Annotated in this window: 20 protein-coding genes; 14 read left to right on the top strand and 6 right to left on the bottom strand. The window is 73.2% G+C overall.

Features of this window, described 5'->3' with window-relative positions; genetic code table 11:
* Positions 1-190: 190 nt before the first annotated feature.
* From ACFY29_RS09225 to ACFY29_RS09215, 3 genes are read left to right on the top strand one after another with little or no spacing between them, the layout of a single operon-like run.
* Entirely contained in the window at positions 191-1,030 is an 840-nt protein-coding gene (locus ACFY29_RS09225; RefSeq protein ID WP_386984523.1) for a hypothetical protein, read from the top strand.
* 31 nt (positions 1,031-1,061) lie between these two features.
* Complete coding sequence (locus ACFY29_RS09220; RefSeq protein ID WP_328419412.1) at positions 1,062-1,529, top strand: phage holin family protein; 468 nt, start codon at positions 1,062-1,064, stop codon at positions 1,527-1,529.
* Positions 1,526-2,176 carry a DUF3618 domain-containing protein gene (locus tag ACFY29_RS09215; RefSeq protein ID WP_328419411.1) on the top strand — a complete coding sequence of 217 codons (651 nt, stop codon included), beginning with the start codon at positions 1,526-1,528 and terminating at the stop codon, positions 2,174-2,176. The genes ACFY29_RS09220 and ACFY29_RS09215 overlap by 4 nt, the downstream gene beginning before the upstream one ends.
* Here the strand turns inward: ACFY29_RS09215 and ACFY29_RS09210 are convergent.
* Both ACFY29_RS09210 and ACFY29_RS09205 read right to left on the bottom strand, forming a co-directional pair.
* The gene (locus ACFY29_RS09210; protein ID WP_386984520.1) at positions 2,170-3,297 is read right to left on the bottom strand and encodes a glycosyltransferase; all 1,128 of its coding nucleotides are present in this window, start codon (positions 3,295-3,297) and stop codon (positions 2,170-2,172) included. The genes ACFY29_RS09215 and ACFY29_RS09210 overlap by 7 nt on opposite strands.
* A gap of 15 nt (positions 3,298-3,312) precedes the next feature.
* On the bottom strand, positions 3,313-4,560 hold the full coding sequence (locus ACFY29_RS09205; protein WP_386984518.1) for a cytochrome P450: 1,248 nt from the start codon (positions 4,558-4,560) through the stop codon (positions 3,313-3,315).
* Between the two features lie 273 nt (positions 4,561-4,833).
* On the opposite strand from ACFY29_RS09205, the gene ACFY29_RS09200 reads away from it, so the two are divergent.
* Complete coding sequence (locus tag ACFY29_RS09200; RefSeq protein WP_328419407.1) at positions 4,834-5,241, top strand: hypothetical protein; 408 nt, start codon at positions 4,834-4,836, stop codon at positions 5,239-5,241.
* Between the two features lie 42 nt (positions 5,242-5,283).
* On the opposite strand, the gene ACFY29_RS09195 is transcribed toward ACFY29_RS09200, so the two are convergent.
* Positions 5,284-5,502 (bottom strand): DUF397 domain-containing protein, encoded by a 219-nt coding sequence (locus ACFY29_RS09195; RefSeq protein WP_121653657.1) that lies wholly within the window; start codon positions 5,500-5,502, stop codon positions 5,284-5,286.
* Positions 5,503-5,571: 69 nt separating this feature from the next.
* Here ACFY29_RS09195 and pepN point away from each other — a divergent pair, with 69 nt between their 5' ends.
* Positions 5,572-8,088 (top strand): aminopeptidase N, encoded by a 2,517-nt coding sequence (gene pepN, locus ACFY29_RS09190; RefSeq protein ID WP_386984516.1) that lies wholly within the window; start codon positions 5,572-5,574, stop codon positions 8,086-8,088.
* A gap of 46 nt (positions 8,089-8,134) precedes the next feature.
* Here the strand turns inward: pepN and ACFY29_RS09185 are convergent, their stop codons facing one another.
* Positions 8,135-9,349 (bottom strand): FAD-dependent monooxygenase, encoded by a 1,215-nt coding sequence (locus ACFY29_RS09185; protein ID WP_386984514.1) that lies wholly within the window; start codon positions 9,347-9,349, stop codon positions 8,135-8,137.
* A gap of 160 nt (positions 9,350-9,509) precedes the next feature.
* Positions 9,510-10,187: a PadR family transcriptional regulator gene (locus ACFY29_RS09180; RefSeq protein WP_386984512.1), complete on the bottom strand. Its 678-nt coding sequence runs from the start codon at positions 10,185-10,187 to the stop codon at positions 9,510-9,512.
* A 123-nt stretch (positions 10,188-10,310) separates the two neighbouring features.
* Between ACFY29_RS09180 and nadD the strand changes: the two genes are divergently transcribed.
* From nadD to ACFY29_RS09155, 5 genes are all read left to right on the top strand, one after another.
* Complete coding sequence (nadD, locus tag ACFY29_RS09175) at positions 10,311-10,907, top strand: nicotinate-nucleotide adenylyltransferase (protein WP_328419396.1); 597 nt, start codon at positions 10,311-10,313, stop codon at positions 10,905-10,907.
* Positions 10,908-11,017: 110 nt separating this feature from the next.
* Entirely contained in the window at positions 11,018-11,425 is a 408-nt protein-coding gene (rsfS, locus tag ACFY29_RS09170; protein WP_328419394.1) for a ribosome silencing factor, read from the top strand.
* The gene (locus ACFY29_RS09165; protein WP_386984509.1) at positions 11,422-12,051 is read left to right on the top strand and encodes a histidine phosphatase family protein; all 630 of its coding nucleotides are present in this window, start codon (positions 11,422-11,424) and stop codon (positions 12,049-12,051) included. The genes rsfS and ACFY29_RS09165 overlap by 4 nt, the downstream gene beginning before the upstream one ends.
* Positions 12,052-12,156: 105 nt before the next feature.
* Positions 12,157-13,011, top strand: a complete 855-nt coding sequence (locus ACFY29_RS09160) for a DegV family protein (protein WP_328419390.1) — start codon at positions 12,157-12,159, stop codon at positions 13,009-13,011.
* A gap of 4 nt (positions 13,012-13,015) precedes the next feature.
* Positions 13,016-13,789, top strand: coding sequence for an SDR family NAD(P)-dependent oxidoreductase (locus tag ACFY29_RS09155; protein WP_386984507.1), 774 nt, complete (start codon positions 13,016-13,018; stop codon positions 13,787-13,789).
* A 116-nt stretch (positions 13,790-13,905) separates the two neighbouring features.
* Here the strand turns inward: ACFY29_RS09155 and ACFY29_RS09150 are convergent, their stop codons facing one another.
* Complete coding sequence (locus ACFY29_RS09150) at positions 13,906-14,127, bottom strand: GntR family transcriptional regulator (RefSeq protein WP_386984505.1); 222 nt, start codon at positions 14,125-14,127, stop codon at positions 13,906-13,908.
* Between the two features lie 256 nt (positions 14,128-14,383).
* On the opposite strand from ACFY29_RS09150, the gene ACFY29_RS09145 reads away from it, so the two are divergent.
* The 4 genes from ACFY29_RS09145 to ACFY29_RS09130 all read left to right on the top strand — a co-directional run bounded on the left by ACFY29_RS09145 (position 14,384) and on the right by ACFY29_RS09130 (position 18,538).
* On the top strand, positions 14,384-14,587 hold the full coding sequence (locus ACFY29_RS09145; protein WP_386984503.1) for a hypothetical protein: 204 nt from the start codon (positions 14,384-14,386) through the stop codon (positions 14,585-14,587).
* 226 nt (positions 14,588-14,813) lie between these two features.
* A complete protein-coding gene (locus ACFY29_RS09140; protein WP_386984501.1) occupies positions 14,814-15,188 on the top strand; it encodes a VOC family protein in 375 nt (124 codons plus the stop codon).
* 102 nt (positions 15,189-15,290) lie between these two features.
* A complete protein-coding gene (locus ACFY29_RS09135; protein ID WP_386984500.1) occupies positions 15,291-16,124 on the top strand; it encodes a helix-hairpin-helix domain-containing protein in 834 nt (277 codons plus the stop codon).
* The gene (locus tag ACFY29_RS09130; protein WP_386984498.1) at positions 16,121-18,538 is read left to right on the top strand and encodes a ComEC/Rec2 family competence protein; all 2,418 of its coding nucleotides are present in this window, start codon (positions 16,121-16,123) and stop codon (positions 18,536-18,538) included. The genes ACFY29_RS09135 and ACFY29_RS09130 overlap by 4 nt, the downstream gene beginning before the upstream one ends.
* Positions 18,539-18,543: the final 5 nt, after the last annotated feature.

Raw genomic sequence — 18,543 nt, 5'->3', positions numbered from 1 at the left:
CTGTCCGCAGCGGCGACGTGACGCAGCCCGACGATCCTCCATTTTGAAGTCGATCCGGCAGGCCGCGCAGAGAAATGCACGAAGAGGTATGGAAGCCAAAACGCAGGGTAGGTGAATGGTCGGCGGCCGCGGTAACGCAGCCGCATCCCCCCAGCACAACCGCGACGACTATCCGAGCGGAAGGGAAATCATGACTTACGATCTTTCACCTACGTCTTCCACGTACGGGCAGGAGTCGACCAACGGCGGTGGCGTCCGCGACCAGGCGCGCCAGGTCGGTTCCGAGGCCGCGCAGGCCGGCGGTGCGGTCGCCCAGACCGCCAAGGAGCAGGGCACCGAGGTCGGCCGTGAGGCTGCCCGGCAGGCCCGCAACCTGTACGGCGAGGCCCGCACCCAGCTCGCCAGCCAGACCGGTGAGCAGCAACGCCGGGCCGCCGGTGGGCTGCGTTCGCTGGCCGACGAGATGCGCTCGATGGCCGAGCAGGGTGGCCAGGCCGGTCCGGTGAGTGAGCTGGCCCGTCAGGCTGCCGACCGGGTGCACGGCGCGGCCGGCTGGCTCGAGGAGCGCGAGCCCGGCGACCTGCTCACCGAGGTACGCGACTACGCGCGGCGTAACCCGGGCACCTTCCTGGTCGGCGCGGCGGTTCTCGGCGTGCTGGCCGGCCGGCTGACCCGCGGCATCTCCGCCGCTGGCGACGACTCCGGCAACGGCTCCTCGACCTACCGCGGCGCAGGGGCGTACGACCCGGAGCAGACCGCCGTGATCCCGACGCCGGCGCCCCGCGCGGTGCCGGACGCCGTCCCGTCGGGCGGCTACTCCGACCCGACCCCCGGCACGTACGCCGACCCGACGCCCGGCACCTACGCCGAGCCGACGCCCGGCGGCTACGCCGAGCCGACGCCCGGTGGGTACGCCGACCCGCGCCGGGGCGACTACCCGGAGCAGACCGGCACCGGCCAGCCGCTGCCGCCGGTGACCCAGACCGATCCGCTGCCCGGCGTGCCGTCCAGCGGCACCACCCGCCCGTGAGCCACCGAGTCATCCGAAGGGAGGCGACGGCATGAGCATGCCGACGCAGGGGTCCGGACTGGACTCCGGTTACCACCCCGACGCGGGTGCCCCGCACACCGCGGCGGAGGTGAAGGGCAGCTCGATCGGTGAGCTGATGCGTCAGGTCACCGGTGATCTCTCGACGCTGATGCGCCAGGAGGTCGAGCTGGCCAAGGCCGAGATCCGCCAGGAGGGCAAGAAGGCCGGCAAGGCTGCCGGGCTCTTCGGCGGGGCCGGCTTCGGCGGCTACATGGTGGCGCTCTTCCTTTCGCTGGCCCTCTGGGCCGGGCTGTCCAACGTCATGGACGCCGGCTGGGCCGGGCTCATCGTGGCCGTCATCTGGGCGGCGATCGCTGCGGTTCTCTACTCCATGGCCAAGAAGAACGCCCAACACGTGCGTGGCCTCAAGCAGACCAACGACAGCGTGCAGCGGATCCCCGACGCGCTCAAGCCCCACCCGGAGGGAGTCACCCGATGAGCACCGATCCCGACCAGATCCGCCGGGAGATCGAAGCCACCCGCAACAGCCTCAGCTCCGATGTGGACGCGCTGGCGTACAAGGTCAGCCCCAGCCGCATCGTCGACGACCGCAAGCAGCGGGCCCGCTCCGCGCTGCAGAATGTGAGGGACAAGGTCATGGGAACCGCGTCTGACCTCGGCCACGGCACCGGCCACGCCGCCCACTCGGTGGGCGACCGCGCCTCGTCGGCGGCCTCCAGCGTCAACGACGCCGCGCACTCGGCGGCCTCCACCGTCAGCGACGCCGCGCACAGCGCGCCGCACGTGATCCGGCAGAAGTCGGCGGGCAACCCGCTGGCCGCCGGCCTGATCGCGTTCGGGGTGGGCTGGCTGGCCTCCTCGCTGATCCCGGCCTCCCGTCGCGAGCAGGAGGCCGCGACCCAGATCAAGGAGAAGGTCGGCGAGCACAGCGGGGCGGTGAAGGAGAAGCTGGGCGAGGTGGCCAGCGAGCTCAAGGACGAGCTGCGCGAGCCGGCCCAGCACGCCGCCGAGTCGGTGAAGTCCACCGCCCAGGGCGCCGTGCACGTGGTCAAGGACGACACGAAGTCGGCTGCGCAGGACGTCAAGGACCAGGCCCAGCAGTCCCGCCAGCAGGTCACCTACTGATCCGTCCCCACCCCGACAGCCCGCGGCCACCCCGGTGCCCGCGGGCTGTTCCCTGCAAGGGGGCGGAGGCGGGAGGTGGGGTGGGCGGCTTGGCGGATCCGGGTGTGGCCATAGCGGGCTCCGCCCAGCAGGAAACGCCGGCCCACCGCCAGCCAACCGCACGCGCCGCGTTCCAGGAGCCACAGCGGGGCCGACAGCGCGGTTGTCGGCGGGAAGACCGTGCTGCCGCCAGCGCGACGGCGGCCCAACTCGGCCAGGGCGACGGTGCCGGCCGCCGCACCGAGCAGTAGTCCGGGTCGACGGGCCGCGACGGCCGCCGCCAGCGCCGGCAGGACCGCGAGCACGGTCAGCAGGCGGGCCGGCTGGGCCAGATCGTCGTACGCCTGGCGGCCTCGTTGGCCGCGGAAGTGCGCGGCGTCCGGCGGCAGCCGGCGTACGTACAGCCAGGCCGGTGCGGCCTCGGTGCCGCCGTACGCCCGCACGGTGCGGATCAGCTCCAGGTTCTCGAAGAGCACGTTCGGGTCGTATCCGCCCATGCCGAGGAAGGTGCTGCGGCGAACCGCCAGCGTGCCCGGGTAGTCCGCCCCGAACGCCCGGTTGAGCAGCGTCCGGCCGGTGTCCCACCAGGCGTGCCAGGGCAGCGGGTCGAAGTAGTTCTGCGGTCGCACCAGATCCACCCGGCCCAGCAACCGGTGCACCGCGCCCAGCCCGGCGTCGTCGTACCGGACGTCGTCATCGGCGATCACCACGTGCTCGTGGCCCGCCACGCGGACGCCGGTGAGCACCCCGATCACCTTGCCGTTCAGCCCGTGCAGGGTGGGGTCGGGCGGCAGGTGCCGGAGGTTCAGTCCGCGCCACGCGGCGGCGTGCCCGGCGAAGAGATCCGGCGGCGAACCGTCGACGACGGTCACCTCGACCCGGTCGCCCAGCCAGCGCAGGTAGCCGGTCAGCTCGGCCAGGCCAACGTCGGTGGTCCGGCGCAGCGGCAGGACGTACGCCATCGGCAGTGCGGGTGGAGGCGTGCCGGCGCGGCCGTCGCTCGACCGCTCTCCGGCCCGCGCGCGGCCGGCCTCGGCGTTGCGGGCCGACGCCGGGTAGCGCTGCGGGTGCGGGCGGTCCATTCCCAGACGTCCGGGTCAGGCGGTGCGGCGGATGTTGGTGAGGGTGAGGCCGGTGGGGGGCAGGACGGGCATCCTGTGCAGATCCAGGGCCAGGTTCTGCGGGGGGACGTCGTAGCGCATGGTGCTGGTCAGGTTGGTGACCGCCCGCTTCATCAGGTCGATGGTGATCCACTCACCGGCGCAGCGGTGCCCAGTCCTGTGGTCGCCGCCGCCCTGTGGGATCAACGCGAACGGGTCCACGCGGCGGCCGGCGAACCGCTCCGGGCGGAACAGCTCGGGCTGTGGCCAGAGCGCCGGGTGGTGGTTGGTGCCGTACAGGTCGAGCAGTACGCGTCGGCCCTGCGGAAAGTGGTGACCCTCCCAGTCGAAGGAGCGCCGGACCCGGGCCGCGGCGGCCGGGAAGAACGGGTAGTAGCGGCGTACCTCCTGGACGAACTGCTCGGTGGCCTCGTCGTCCTCGCGGACCCGCTGCCGCCAGGCCGGATGGTCGTGCAGGGCGAGCGCGGCGAAGACGATGAACCGGTCCACGGCGACCGTCGGCCGCAGCACGTTCAGCAGTTCGACGGCGGCGATCCGCCGGGGGAGGAGCCTGCCCCGGGCGTCCCGGTGCTCGGCGATCACCTGCAGCGCGCTGCCGGCCGGCGCGGGGACGCTACCGACCCGGGTCCGCTCGATGACGTCGGCGAGCCAGCGTTCGGCGCGGCGACGGGCGAGCCGCCCCCGCCAGTGCCGGGGGCCGACCACCGCCGGGGCTTCGATCATGGCGTGCAGCTCGACGGTACGGCGGTCGACCTGCGACGCGGCCAGCGGCACCCCGGCCCAGGCGCAGACCACCCGGGTGAGCAGCCTGCCCAGCTCGTCGTAGAGCGCCACCGGCGCGGCACCCTCCCAGGCGGGGATCCGGGCCTGCCACTCGTCGTCGAAGAGCTGGCCCAACTGCCGGATGGCGGTCGGCGTCATGATCGACATGAGCATCGCCTTGCGGTCCCGGTGCTCCGAGCCGTCCAGCCCCTGCACCCCGCCCCGACCGGTGAGGGTCCGCTGCACCCGCAGCGGCATCGCGGTGCGCCGCTGGAAGCGCTCGGTGTCGTAGAACAGCTCCGCCGCCGGCCTGCCGCGCAGGCAGATGGTCGGGGTCAGCAGGATCCGGGTCTGGAAGACGTCGCTGCCGTACCGGTCGCAACGATCGCCGATGAACCGGTAGCCGGCGCGGAGGAACGCGAGCGTGCTGTCCGGGCTGCGGTCGGCCGGCATGGTCGCCATCGGGTCTCCTCACCTGCGGGTGGCGGCCGTCGCCGCTGGCCGGTCTCCTCGGTCGGCTGCGTCTACCCGGGTCAGCGCTCCTGAATCCCGCCGCCCGGATCGCCGCTGGGCCGGCCGTCCGCTCACCGGGGCCACCGGATCGGCGTCTGCTGGCCCCTCCCACCGGCGCGGAAACCTGGTTGGCTTTGCGGTAGGTGGCCGGCCACAGAGCCGGGCCGGGCGGGCTGCCCGGTGGCGTGGCCGGGCGGCGACCACGGATCACGGGGAGGGTGGATGCGGGACAACAGATCACCGTACTGGCGGCAGCGGCGGGTGGTCGGGGCGCTCGGCATCGGCAGGGGTCGAGACGGCGGAGGGCTGATCCGTCCGCCCGGAAGACCCACCCGGCCGCACCGGTTCTTCACGGTGCACCTGGGCTTCACCGCGCCGGGCGCGGCCGACGCCCGCGAGCTGGCCGTGGCGTACGCCGAGGCGCTGAGCCTGCTCCGCCCGGAGCTGGCGCTCGGCGCGGCGGCCCTGTCACCGGCCGACGCCTGGCAACGCGCCGAACGGCTGTTCTGCGGGGCGGTCGGCCCGGACGGGGAGCGGTGCGTCGACGTGGCCGACCACCCCGGCTTCCATCACGCCCCGGGTCCCGGCGGACTCGGCTGGGGCGACGGCGACGGTCCCGGCGATGGCTGACGGCGTTGTGCCCTGGGTGGGGCACCGCGCCGGCGACGAGTGTCAGTCCAGGTCGAACTCGCCGTCCTGCGCGCCGGCGACGAACGCGTCCCACTCGGCCTGGGTGAAGACCAGCACCGCCCCCTCCGGCTCGGCGGAGTTGCGCATCCCGATCAGGTCATCGACGAAGGCGACCTCGACGGCGCTGTCGGAGGTGTCCCCGTCGGCCCGCTGCCAGACCGCCCGAGAGAGGTCGAAGTCGCCCTTGGGGTGCTGCGCCATGGTTCTTTCCTCCAGTGCCGAGGGTCGTGTGGTGACCGCGTGCGGATCCCCATCGGGCAGGATAAGCGGATGCCGAGCCTGACCCGTGTAGAGGCGACCGCGCGTGGCGCGGCGATTACTGTCGAGTCTTATCAGGTGGACCTCGACCTGACCGGTGGTGGGGAGCTGTTCCGCTCCCGCGTCGAGATCCGGTTCCGGGCGACCCCCGGCACCGCGACCTTCGCCGAGATCAAACCCGCCACACTGCTGGCGGTACGCCTCAACGACCGCGCCGTCGACCCCGCAGCGTTGACCGACAACCGGCTGCCGCTGAGCGACCTTGCCGCGGAGAACACCCTGGTCGTCGAGGCGGAGATGGCGTACTCCAACACGGGGGAGGGGATGCACCGCTTCGTCGACCCGGCCGACGGTGAGACCTACCTCTACGCGGTGACCTTCCTCGACAACGTGCAGCGCATCTTCGCCGCCTTCGACCAGCCCGACCTCAAGGCGTCGTTCACCCTCGCGGTCACCGCCCCGCCAGAGTGGACGGTGGCCAGCAACGCCGAGGTGGCCGCCAATCCCGTGCCCGGTCGTTGGGAGTTCGCCCCGACCGCGCCGCTGGCCACCTACTTCTTCTCGCTGATCGCCGGGCCGTACCACGTGCGGCGGGCCGAGCACGACGGCGTGCCACTGGGCATCTACTGCCGCCGGTCGCTCGCCGAGCACCTGGACGCCGACGCCGACGAGATCTTCACCATCACCCGGCAGTGCCTGGACCGGTTTCACCAGCTCTTCACCGAGCGCTACCCGTTCGGCAAGTACGACCAGGCGTTCGTGCCCGAGTTCAACGCCGGCGCCATGGAAAACCCCGGCATCGTCACCTTCCGCGACGACTACGTGTTCCGCTCGGCGGTCACCGACACCCAGCGCGAGCTGCGGGCCACCACCATCGCGCACGAGATGGCGCACATGTGGTTCGGCGACCTGGTCACCATGCGTTGGTGGGACGACCTGTGGCTGAACGAGTCCTTCGCGGAGTACCTGGGCACCCGGGTCACCGCCGAGGCGACCCGTTTCGATCAGGCGTGGACCACCTTCGCCATGCGCCGCAAGGCCTGGGGGTACGCCGCCGACCAGCGCCCCTCCACCCACCCGGTCGCTCCGGAGGAGGTGGCCGACGCCGACGAGGGCCTGCTCAACTTCGACGGCATCTCGTACGCCAAGGGGGCCAGCGTGCTGCGGCAGCTGGTCGCGTGGCTCGGTGACGAGGCGTTCCTCGCCGGGCTGAACGCCCACTTCTCCGCGCACCGCTTCGGCAACGCGACCCTCGCCGACCTGCTGGCCAGTCTCACCACGGCGAGTGGCCGGGACCTCTCCGGCTGGGCCGATGTGTGGTTGCGCCGGCCGCAGGTCAACACGCTGCGCGCCGAGGTCGCCGTTGACGCCGAGGGCCGCTACACCGAGGTGGCCGTGGTGCAGACCGCGCCCGAGTCGTACCCGGTGCTTCGCCCGCACCGGATCGGCGTGGGCCGCTACTCGGCGGACGGCGCCGTGCGGCGCGACGAGGTGGACCTCGACCCGGCCGCCGACGGCGGCCGGACGGTGCTCGGCGAGCTGACCGGCCAGCCGGCGGCCCGGCTCCTGCTGCCCAACGACGGCGACCTCACCTTCGCCAAGGTCCGCCTCGATCCGGCGTCGGCGGACGCCGTGCCGCTGGTGCTGCCGGGGCTCGCCGACCCGTTGGCGCGGGCGGTGCTCTGGGGCGAGGCGCTGGACGCGGCGACCGACGGGGAGCGGCCGGTCAGCGGCCTGGTCGACCTGATGGTCGCCGCGCTGCCCGCCGAGACCGAGGTGATCATCGCGGAGGACGTGCTCACCCTCAGCCGGTCGCTGGTCGATCGCTACCTCGACCCGCTGACCCGGTCCGCGGCGCTGGCCCGGGTCGCCGGGGCGTGTCGGCAGTTGCTCGACGGCGCGTCGGCGGGGGAGTCGCTGCAGCTCGCCGCGGCGCGGGCCTGGATCGCCGCGACCACCGACGCGGACCTGCTCACCGGCTGGCTCGCCGGCCGGGACGTGCCGGCGGGGCTGAAGGTCGACGCCGAGCTGCGCTGGGCGGTGCTGCGCCGGCTGGTGGTGCTGGGCGCCGCCGGCGAGGCGGAGATCGTCGCTGAGGCGGCCGCCGACCCCAGCGCCACCGGCGCGGAGCGAGCCGCCCGCTGCCGGGCCGCCCTGCCCGACCCGGCCGCCAAGCAGGCGGCATGGGAGATCATCGTGCGGGACACCGAGCTGTCCAACCGGCTGTTGGAGGCGACGGCCGAGGGGTTCTGGCAACCCGAACAGGCCGAGCTGACCGCCGCGTACGTCGAGCGGTACTTCGCGGACATGCCGTCGGCCGCGCGACGGCGTACCGCGTGGACGGCCGACCGGGTGGCTTCCCTGGCGTTCCCCCGCTACGCCGTGGCGCAGCCGACCCGGGAGGCGGCCGCCGCGCTGCTGGCCCGCGACGACCTGACCCCGGGCCTGCGCCGGGTGGTCACCGACGCCGACGACGACCTGCGCCGTGCGCTGGTCGCCCGGACCGCGATGGCCGCCGCGGCGGCCTGACAGAGCGGTCGGGGCGGGGTGGCCCACCGGCCACCCCGCCCCCGGCTCAGCGCAGCGCGGGCTCTGCCGTGACCGGCGCGTCCCAGTCGATGACGTAGCGCTGCTCGTGGGCGACCGTCTTCTCCGGGTCCATGGCGGTGCGCGTCAGCAGGGGCATCAGCAGCGGCATCAGCGTCCGGGCGACCGGCCCCGGCGCCTTGGCGTGGTTGATCCGCGCCGCGCGGGCGGCGACCTTCTCGACCCGCGAGCGGCGGAGCCGCTCGAACGCGGCGAACGCCGACGCCACGTCCGGCAGGTCGCGCAGGCAGCGGGCGAGCTGCACCGCGCTCTCGATGGCCAGCGACGCGCCCTGCCCGGAGCTGTTCGACGGCGCGTGCGCCGCGTCGCCGACCAGCACCATCCGCCCCCGGTGCCAGTGCGGCACGGGCGGCATGATCTGCAGCGAACCGACCACCTGGAGCTCGTCGGCGTTGCTGGTCGCCACCAGCTCCCGGCCCGGATCGTCGTCGCCGTAGGTGGTGCGCAGCGTGGCCAGCCATTCCGCCGACGGCACCGCGCGGGCCTCGACCAGGCTCATCGGCCGCTGCTGCGGCAGGTTGGCCCCCCACCGGGTGCCGCCGCCGGGCTCCGGCCAGTAGAGGTAGTAGCCGCGTCGCCCGAACGCGAAGGTCATCGTGCCCGGCTCGACGTCCACCTCGTGCCGGGCCACCGCCTCGAAGCCGAGCAGCCCGGTGAACCGGGGGCCGGGCGCGGCCGGGTCGATGAGACCACGGATCGTCGACCGGATGCCGTCGGCGCCGACCAGAATGTCGGCGGTGGCGGTGCTGCCGTCCTCGAAGCGGGCGGTCACGCCACTGTCCGTCTGCTCGGCGCCGACCAGCCGCTTGCCGTACGCGAAAGCGACGCCCTCGGCGACCGCCCGGTCGTGCAGCACCCGGTGCAGTTCGGCCCGGTGCACCACGCGCAGCGGCGGCACTCCGGCCAGGATGGGCAGGTCGATGCGGCGGCGGCCGACCGCCATGATGCTGCGCTCGATCGGGGTGGCGATCGCCGTCACCGCCTGGTCCGCGCCGACCGTTTGCAGGGCCGCCACGCCGTTGGGCGCGAGCGCGAGCGTGCCGCCGATGCCGCCAACTCCGCTGGCGGTGGCGGGGTACGCCTCGTGGACGGTGGCGGTGATGCCGGCGCGGCGCAGTGCGAGTGCCGTCACCGGGCCGGCGATGCCGCCGCCGATGACGATCGCGGTTCGTACCGTGGTCATGTTCTCTCCCTGGGTGTCGTCGGTCCGTGCGCGGGCGAACCGACCTGGGAGGGAACCCGGTTATCCTCGTGTTTGCCGCTTCGGGCCGGGTGCCTTTCCAGGTGTCGGTTCGAGGTAAGGGCTCCGGCGGGGTGTTGGCGCACCCCGCCGGGGCCGTCTTTCAGTTGGAGGTCTCGGGGCGTCGGGTGCTGGGGTCGGGGGTGCTGGTCCTCTCCGCCAGCTCGGTCAGCTCGGCTGGCACCTCGCCGGTCTCGTGGTAGGCCCGCCAGATGTCCAGCCCCGGGTAGCTGCCCGAGGTCAGCTCGGCGAGCAGTGCCCGTAGCCAGGCCGCCTCGGCGGCGCGCATGGCCAGGTCGTACTCCGTCTCGACCAGGAACAGTCGCGGGATCTCCCGCAGGTGCGCGTCGAGCGCTTCGCGGTCCTGGCGGATCGCGTCGTCCAGCAGGTCGAGCCGCTGCCGCAGCAGGTCGGTGGCCTCGTCGGGATGCAGTGCGGCGAGCACGGACAGGCCGGCGCGGAAGCGGGGATGCTCGGGCATCGGGGTGGAGACCAGCTCGCGGGCCCAGTCGACCAGCTCCGCCCGCCCCGCGTCGGTGATCCGGTAGACGGTGCGTTCCGGGCGCCGGCCTTCGCGGAGGCTCTCCACCTCCTCGATCATGTCGTGTTTGTCCATGTTGCGGATCACCGTGTAGAAGGATCCCCACTTGAACTCCATGTCCTGGTCCTTGCCCCAGGCGCGCAGTGCGGTGGCGATCTCGTACGGGTGCATCGGCCGCTGGACCAGGGCGGACAGCACGGCCAGCGCCAGCAGGTTGCCGACCTTGCGCCGCTTCGGCACGACGTTTCTCCCATTCCTCGTACCCGATTACTTGTCGACGAGTATATGCGCACGAGTGCCCGGCGCGCGACCCCTGAACCGGGCCGCAACGGCCCGCCCCGACGCCCGGCCTACGATCACGGGGTGGAGGAAGATATCCGGCGGATTGGGATCATGGGTGGCACCTTCGACCCGATCCACCACGGGCACCTCGTCGCGGCCAGCGAGGTGGCGGACCGGTTCGGCCTGGACGAGGTGGTCTTCGTCCCCACCGGGCAGCCGTGGCAGAAGTCCGACGAGCCGGTCAGCCCCGCCGAGGACCGGTACCTGATGACGGTCATCGCCACCGCCTCCAACCCCCGCTTCCAGGTCAGCCGGGTCGACATCGACCGGAATGGGCCGACCTACACCGTCGACACGCTGCGCGACCTTCAGGCCGAGTACGGCCCCAAGGTGCAGCTGTTCTTCATCACCGGCGCGGACGCGCTGCAACGCATCCTGTCCTGGAAGGATCTGGACGAGATCTTCGAGCTGGCCCACTTCATCGGGGTGACCCGGCCCGGCTTCCGGCTCACCGACAAGCACCTGCCGGCGGACACTGTCAGCCTGGTCCAGGTGCCGGCGATGGCCATCTCGTCGACCGACTGCCGCGCGCGAGTGGCCCGGGGCGAGCCGGTCTGGTACCTGGTGCCCGACGGTGTGGTGCAGTACATCGGCAAGCGCAGCCTCTATCAGCGCTAATCACGCCCGATATGGGCCGTTTCATGCGCCTAATCGACCAGAACTGACAAGTCGGGGCGTCGCCGGGTATGAGACGCTTGGTGGATCGCACGGTTGATCGAAGGAGAACGGTGACAGTTTCCGAACGCGCTCACGAGCTGGCAATCGCTGCCGCCCAGGCCGCCGCCGACAAGAAGGCGCAGGACATCGCGATCATCGACGTCGGCGACCAGCTCGCCATCACCGACGCGTTCCTGCTCGCCGCCGCCCCCAACGAGCGTCAGGTGCTGGCCATCGTCGACGCCATCGAGGAGCGCCTGCTGGAGCTGCCGGAGAAGGCCAAGCCGATCCGGCGCGAGGGCGAGCGTGGTGGCCGCTGGGTGCTGCTCGACTACGTCGACATCGTGGTGCACGTCCAGCACACCGAGGAGCGCGAGTTCTACGGGCTCGACCGGCTCTGGAAGGACTGCCCCACCATCCCGTTCGTCGACCGCGACCTGGTCGAGGCCGACGCCGGCGGGTCCGCCGCAGCCGAATGACCCGACTGATCGTCTGGCGGCACGGCAACACCGACTGGAACGCTGCCAACCGAGTTCAGGGGCAGACCGACGTACCCCTGAACGAGCTGGGCCGCGACCAGGCCCGCGCCGCCGCCCCGCTGCTCGCGTCGCTGCGACCCGATGCCATCGTGTCCAGCGACCTGAGCCGCGCCGCGGAGACCGCCGCCGCGCTGGCCGCGCTGACCGGGCTGCCGGTCCGCACCGACGCCCGGCTGCGCGAGCGGCACTTCGGCCAGTGGCAGGGCCTGCACCTCACCGAGGTCGCCGAGCGCTTCCCGGCCGAGTACGCCCGCTGGCGGGCCGGTGACCCGGCCCCGGGCGCTGACCTGGAACCCCTGCGCGACCTCGGCGAACGGGTCGCCGCCGCGCTGCGGGAGGCGGCCGACGCGGCACCGGGCGGCACCGTGGTGATCGCCACCCACGGTGGCGGCTCCCGGCAGGGCATCGGTCACCTGCTCGGCTGGGATCCCAGCGTGCTGCGCACCATCGGTTCACTGGCCAACTGCCACTGGACCGAGCTGCGGCACGACGACGTCCGCGGCTGGCAGCTGCGGGCGCACAACGTCGGCCTGGTCACCGCACCGGCCGTCGTCGACGCGGTCTGAGCCGCCGTCCCGTCCCCCCGCCGGCGTGATCCGACCGCCGTCCCCACCGCCCGCGGTGCGCTCGCGCTTCGGCGTTCAGGGCCTCGATCGGCTAGCGTGCCGGGCATGCCCGTCGCGGTCGTCATCGACTCCACCGCCTACCTCCCGCCCGACCTGGTGCAGGCGCACCGGCTGACCGTCGTCCCGTTGACCGTCGTGCTCAACGGCGCGGAAGGGCTGGAGGGGGTGGAGACCCAGCCCGCCGACGCCACCCTGGCGCTGAGCGGACGGCGGGTCACGGCCACCACATCCCGACCGGCACCCGAACAGTTCGCGCAGACGTACCGCCGGCTGCTCGACGCCGGCGCCGACGGAGTCGTCTCGGTGCACCTCTCCGCCACTCTCTCCGGCACGGTCGAGGCGGCCCGGCTGGCCGCCGCCGACCTGGACGGCCGCGTCGCCGTGGTGGACAGCCGCTCGACCGGCATGGGCCTCGGGTTCCCGGCCATCGCGGCCGCCAAGGCCGCCGAGGCCGGCGCCGACCTGGCCGGGGTACGCGACGCTGCGCTCGCCGCCGTCGCCCGGACCACCGTCTGGTTCTACGTCGACACGCTGGAATTCCTCCGCCGGGGCGGCCGGATCAACGCGGCCGAGGCGCTGTTCGGCACCGCCCTGTCGGTCAAGCCGATCATGCACATGCCGGACGGCGCGATCGTGCTGCGGGAAAAGGTGCGGACCGCCAGCCGGGGAGTGGCCCGGCTGGTCGACCTGGCCGTCGAGGCGGCCGGGGACGACGAGGTGGACCTCGGGGTGCACCATTTGGCCGCGCCGCAGCGCGCCGAGGCGCTGCTCGCCGCGCTGACCGAGCGGCTGGGCGACCGGCTGCACGACACGTACGTCTCCGAGGCGGGCGCGGTGGTCGCCGCGCACGCCGGCCCGGGGCTGGCCTGCGTGGTCGTCCACCGACGGCCGGCAGGCTGAGCCGGTGCCCACATCGTGCGTGGTGACCGGTGGTGGCCGTGGTGTCGGCCGGGCCGTGGTGGAACGGCTGGTGACGACCGGTGGCACCGTCGTCGTCATGGAGCGCGACGCCGACGCGCTGGACTGGCTGGCCGGGCACCCGGCCGCCGACCGGCTGGTCGCCGTTGTCGGCGACGCCAGCGACGAGCGGGTGGCCGAGCAGGCCGCCGACCAGGCTGAGCGGGCCGCACCGCTGACCGGCTGGGTGAACAACGCGGCGGTGTTCCGGGACGCCTCGCTGCACTCGGCGTCGGCCGACGCGGTGCTGGACCTGATCGGGCAGAACCTGCGCCCGGCCGTGGTGGGCGCCGCGGTGGCGGTCCGCCGGTTCCTGGCCGCCGGCGCGGGCGGGTCCATCGTGAACATCTCGTCGCACCAGGCCCATCGGCCGGTGTCGGGTGCCCTGCCGTACTCGACGGCGAAGGCCGCCGTGGAGGGGCTCACCCGAGCGCTGGCCGTCGAGTACGGGCGGCACGGCATCCGCGCCAACGCGGTCGCGCTCGGCTCGATCGCCACCGAGCGCCATGCCGACTTTCTGGCCACCCAGGAGCCCACCCAGGCCGAGTGGATCGACGCCGAACTGACCCGGCTGCACCCGGTGGGCCGGATCGGGCGGGTCGACGAAGTGGCGGAGGCGGTCGCGTACCTGCTGTCGCCAGCGGCGAGCTTCATCAACGGGGTGACTTTGCCGGTGGACGGGGGACGGGCCGTGCTCGGCCTCGACCCGGAGGCCCGCTGACCCGTAGCCGCGGAGCTGGAACGCTTCGTTGGCTACACCGCTGTAACCGCGCAACTTGTAATGCCGAGTCAGCTCGAAGATACCGTCTCACCGTCCGAGTCAGTCAGCCACGTGCACTAGTCGTCGGCTACGAAGACGCCCTGCCCCTGCTGGCCGTAAACCAGGTTCCGCTCGTGCAGCTCTTTGACGGCTCGATAGGCCGTTGAGCGCGCAACGTTGTAGATCTCGCCGATTTCGGAGACCGACGGCAGTTGTTGGCCAGGCAGGTATTCGCCTGAGCGGATCTTCTGCTCGATGTCATCAGCGACGCGGCGGTAATGCGGTGGTCTGGTTGGCATGATCGGCTCTCCTGGACTTCAGCGGAGATCATGTTTCCAGCCCGAACCTGATCAAGACAAGACGACAACCCATCACGGTGAGAACAGTGAGAACTTGACTACACTGAGACAGTGGATACAGTGAGACAGTGACCGAACGCTCCTGGACTTCAGCACTCCTGAGGTGTCCGGTCCTGCCGCCCGCCCTGGGGGAGCACGACGCACGGACTCTGCCCCTCAGGGTGGGCTACTTCGGATCTCGCGGAAGGTGCCGGCCATGCCGATCGACGAACCGGTCTCCGCAGCGACCGAGTTGTTCGTGGCGAAACGGGTGCTCGATGCTCATTGGACTCGGGCACTCGACCGGCCCTGGCGGGTAGGTGGGTGCATGGAGTGCCGGGGCCGCAACCACTGCCCGCAGCTTGATTGGGCGTTGGCGCTGATGGCGGAGGTGGCCTCAATCATGCTGCAGAAGCAGTGACTGATCATGCCGCGTTGCTGTGTTAGCCTCCCTGCGCGCCCCAGATGGGCCTACCCCCCGGAGGTTCTGGCTACTTCAGCCACCACGCCGAGATAGACGCGACGTACGCGTCTATCTCGTGCGGGATCCGGGGCGTCGGTGCCCTCGGGGCTTTGTCATCGGTGTGGCTGGGTGAACGCTGTGGGCTTCCGGTCGGGTCTTCGGATCGACCGGGAAGACGGTACGCATGACAGTCACGTTCAACCACACCATCATCGCCAGCAAGGACAAGCACGCGTCGGCCGCGTTCTACCGGGAGTTGTTCGAGCTGCCCGAGGCACCCTCTTGGGGGCCGTTCGTCAACGTCCTGCTGGACGAGGGCGTGCTGCTCCAGTTCGCCGAGCCGCCGGTGGACATCCAGATGCAGCATTACGCGTTCCTTGTCGACGACGACCTGTTCCCGCGGTGCCTGGCGTTTGTCGAGGAGCGAGGCATCACGTACTGGGCCGACCCGCAGATGAAACGGCCGGGGGAGACCAACACCGAGCACGGCGGGCGCGGCTTCTACTTCATGGACCCGGCGGGGCACGCTATCGAGATCATCACGCGGCCGTACCTGTAGCACGTTGATGCATGATCAGGGCGTTGTCCACACTGGCCTTACTTGTCCACAGGGCGAGGCCAGGCCGCACCGCCGCGCCGTCCGTCGCCATAGCGTCGCGCCGTGTCGCACGACGAGGAGACAGAGGTACGGCAGCGTCTGCGCCGGCTGACAGCCCCGCCGGTTGGCGCGTTGCCGCCCCGGGCTGAGACGCCGCTCGCGGGCGTACCTCTGGTCGGCGTGTTGCCGCCCCGGGCCGGGGTGCCGCTGGTGGAGTCGGACGCGGGCGGGCCGCCGGGGCCGGACGGCCTTGCGGCCGGGCCGGGTTCGCGGCTGCCCGGTCCCGGGGCGTTCGACCCGGGGCGGCGCGGCGTGCGGGCGCTGGCGGTCGTGGCCGCGGTGGTCGTGCTCGGTGCCGCCGGTTGGGCCTGGCGGTCCCGGCCGCAGCAGGAGCCGGTCGCCCCGCTGGCCAGCGAGGCCGCTCCGGCCACCTCGGCGGGTGATCCCAGCGCGTCCGGCTCGGGCGAGCTGGTGGTGGCGGTCGCCGGCAAGGTCCGTCGACCCGGGCTGGTGCGGTTGCCGGCCGGATCCCGACTCGCCGACGCGGTGCAGGCGGCCGGCGGCGCGCTGCCCGGTGTCGACGTGGCGTCGCTCAATCCCGCCCGCAAGGTCACCGACGGGGAGCTGATCGTGGTGGGGGTGACGCCACCGCCGGTGCCGGGCGATGCGGCCGGCCCGGCGGTGGGTGGGGCGGCACCCGCCGCCGGGCCGCTGAACCTCAACACCGCCACGCTGGCGCAGCTCGACGCGTTGCCCGGGGTCGGGCCAGTGCTCGCCCAGCGGATCCTCACGCACCGGGATCAGCACGGCGGGTTCAAGTCCGTCGGCGACCTGCGCCAGGTTGACGGGATCGGCGACGCCCGCTACGAGCAGCTCAAGGATCTGGTGACGGTGTGAGGGGCCAGCCCGTCGCCGATGACCCGCCGCCGGGCGGCTTGAGCGCCGACCAAGCTCAGCCCTCGCCGCCGGACCTGCGGCTGGCCGGGCTCGCCGTGGCCACCTGGCTCAGCGCACTCGCCGGCCTGCACCTCGGCGCCCGGCCGGTCCTGGTGCTGGGCGGCACAGCCGCCGGCCTGACGGCGTTGAGTGCCCTGCACCTGCTCGGCCGCCTCGGCCACCCCCGTGCCACCGCCCGCCGGTACGGCTGGATCGCTGTGGCGGTCGGCCTCGGCGTGGTCTGCGGTGCGACGGCCACCGCCGCCCGGCTCGTCGTCCGGGACGCGCAGCCGATCCGCGTCCTGGCCGAGCAGCACGCCCCGGTCACCGCTGACCTGGTCGTCCGGGACGATCCGCGTCCGATCCGGTCCGCCGCGCGGCCGGGCATGCTGCTCGTGCCGACGGAGCTGGTGCGACTCACCGGCCCGGACGGCCGACGGGTCGAAGCATCGGTGCGGTTGTTGATTCTGGCCACCGACCCGGCCTGGCGGGGGTTGCTGCCCGGGCAGCGCCTCACCGCCGAGGGTCGGCTCGGCGTCCCGCGCGGAGGTGACCTCACCGCGGCGGTGCTCAGCACCACCGGCCCGCCCGTGCGGCACGGTGCGCCGTCCTGGGCCCAGCGCGCCGCCGGGACGCTGCGCGCCGGCCTGCAACGGGCCTGCGCACCGCTCCCCGACGAGCCGGGTGGTCTGCTGCCCGGGCTGGTGGTGGGCGACACCAGTCGGCTGCCACCCAGCGTCGAGGAGGACTTCCAGGCCACCGGCATGACGCATTTGAACGCCGTCTCCGGTTCCAACGTGGCGATCGTCGTGGGCGCGGTGCTGCTGCTGGCCCGGTGGGCGCGGGCCGGCCCGTGGCTCGCCGCCGTGCTCTGCGGGGTGGCGCTGGTGGGTTTCGTCATCCTGGTGCGCCCGTCGCCGAGTGTCGTGCGGGCCGCCACGATGGGCGCGATCGGGCTCGCCGCGCTGGCCGCCGGCCGGCCCCGGGCCGCGCTGCCCGCGTTGGCCGCCGCCGTCACCGTGCTGGTGCTGGCCGACCCGGAGTTGGCCGGCGACGCCGGGTTCGCGCTCTCCGTGCTGGCGACCGGTGGCCTGCTGCTGCTCGCACCCCGCTGGCGGGACGGGCTGCGTCGACGGGGCGTCCCGGCCGGGCTGGCCGAGGCGCTGGCCGTGCCGGCGGCCGCGCAACTGGCCTGCGGGCCGGTCGTCGCCGGCATCTCCGGCACGGTCAGCCTGGTGGCGGTGCCGGCCAACCTGCTGGCGGTGCCTGCCATCGCGCCGGCGACCGTGCTGGGCGTGCTGGCGGCCACCGTGTCGCCGCTCTGGCCGGCCGGCGCCGAGTTTGCCGCCTGGCTGGCGAGCTGGCCGGCCTGGTGGCTGGTGGTCATCGCCAAGCAGGGTGCCCGGCTGCCGGCCGGCACCCTGCCGTGGCCGGGCGGGGTGTGGGGTGCCCTGCTGCTGGCCGGGCTGACCGTGGCGCTGCTGATCGCGGTGCGCCGGCCGCTGGTGCGCCGGCTGGTGGCGGTGGTCGGCGTGGCCGCGCTGCTGGGCGCCCTCCCGGTCCGACTGGTGGCCTCCGGGTGGCCGCCGTCCGGCTGGGTGGTGGTGGCCTGCGCGGTCGGTCAGGGCGACGCCCTGGTGCTGCCGGTCGCCCCGGGCCGGGCGGTGGTGGTGGACGCCGGTCCGGAGCCGTCGGCGGTGGACGGCTGCCTGCGCCGGCTCGGCGTCCGGGAGGTGCCGCTGCTGGTGGTCAGCCACTTCCACGCCGACCACGTGGGCGGGGTGGCCGGGGTCTTCCGGGGGCGCCGGGTGGCCGCCGTGCTGACGCCACAGTCGACGGATCCGGAGAGCGGCCGGGAGTTGGTACGTGCGGCGGCGACCGCCGGGCGGGCCGCGGTGCTGACCACCGTCGCCGGTGCTCGCCATCCGGTCGGCGGAGTCGACCTGCTCGTGCTCGGCCCGCCCTACCCGCTGGCCGGAACGAGGTCCGACCCGAACAACAATTCGCTGATGCTGCGCGCCTCGGTGGCCGGAGTACGGATCCTGCTGCCCGGCGACGCCGAGACCGAGGAGCAGCACGCGATCCTGGCGCGGGCAGGGCCGGGGCAGTTGCGGGCTGAGGTGTTGAAGGTGGCCCACCACGGCTCGGCGTACCAGGATCCGGGGTTTCTCGACGCCGTCCGGCCGGCCGTCGCCCTGGTGCCGGTGGGCACCGGCAACACCTACGGGCACCCGAATCCGGGGCTGCTCGCCCGGCTGAGCAGGGACGGTGCCCGGGTGTTGCGGACCGACACCGACGGGGACCTGGCGGCGATCCGGGCGGGCGATGGCCTGGCCGTGGTCCGCCGGGGCGTACCGGCGGGTCAGCGCCCCTGACGGCC

This window comes from Micromonospora sp. NPDC000668, assembly GCF_042897975.1.
In the GTDB taxonomy this organism is placed as follows: domain Bacteria; phylum Actinomycetota; class Actinomycetes; order Mycobacteriales; family Micromonosporaceae; genus Micromonospora.
This window is presented reverse-complemented; position numbering and strand designations above follow the sequence as displayed.

Excerpts from the sequence above, each read along its gene's own strand:
- ACFY29_RS09225 (WP_386984523.1), top strand. The coding sequence starts at position 191 with ATGACTTACGATCTTTCACCTACGTCTTCCACGTACGGGCAGGAGTCG.
- ACFY29_RS09220 (WP_328419412.1), top strand. The coding sequence starts at position 1,062 with ATGAGCATGCCGACGCAGGGGTCCGGACTGGACTCCGGTTACCACCCC.
- ACFY29_RS09215 (WP_328419411.1), top strand. The coding sequence starts at position 1,526 with ATGAGCACCGATCCCGACCAGATCCGCCGGGAGATCGAAGCCACCCGC.
- ACFY29_RS09210 (WP_386984520.1), bottom strand. The coding sequence starts at position 3,297 with ATGGACCGCCCGCACCCGCAGCGCTACCCGGCGTCGGCCCGCAACGCC.
- ACFY29_RS09205 (WP_386984518.1), bottom strand. The coding sequence starts at position 4,560 with ATGGCGACCATGCCGGCCGACCGCAGCCCGGACAGCACGCTCGCGTTC.
- ACFY29_RS09200 (WP_328419407.1), top strand. The coding sequence starts at position 4,834 with ATGCGGGACAACAGATCACCGTACTGGCGGCAGCGGCGGGTGGTCGGG.
- ACFY29_RS09195 (WP_121653657.1), bottom strand. The coding sequence starts at position 5,502 with ATGGCGCAGCACCCCAAGGGCGACTTCGACCTCTCTCGGGCGGTCTGG.
- pepN (WP_386984516.1), top strand. The coding sequence starts at position 5,572 with ATGCCGAGCCTGACCCGTGTAGAGGCGACCGCGCGTGGCGCGGCGATT.
- ACFY29_RS09185 (WP_386984514.1), bottom strand. The coding sequence starts at position 9,349 with ATGACCACGGTACGAACCGCGATCGTCATCGGCGGCGGCATCGCCGGC.
- ACFY29_RS09165 (WP_386984509.1), top strand. The coding sequence starts at position 11,422 with ATGACCCGACTGATCGTCTGGCGGCACGGCAACACCGACTGGAACGCT.
- ACFY29_RS09160 (WP_328419390.1), top strand. The coding sequence starts at position 12,157 with ATGCCCGTCGCGGTCGTCATCGACTCCACCGCCTACCTCCCGCCCGAC.
- ACFY29_RS09150 (WP_386984505.1), bottom strand. The coding sequence starts at position 14,127 with ATGCCAACCAGACCACCGCATTACCGCCGCGTCGCTGATGACATCGAG.
- ACFY29_RS09145 (WP_386984503.1), top strand. The coding sequence starts at position 14,384 with ATGCCGATCGACGAACCGGTCTCCGCAGCGACCGAGTTGTTCGTGGCG.
- ACFY29_RS09140 (WP_386984501.1), top strand. The coding sequence starts at position 14,814 with ATGACAGTCACGTTCAACCACACCATCATCGCCAGCAAGGACAAGCAC.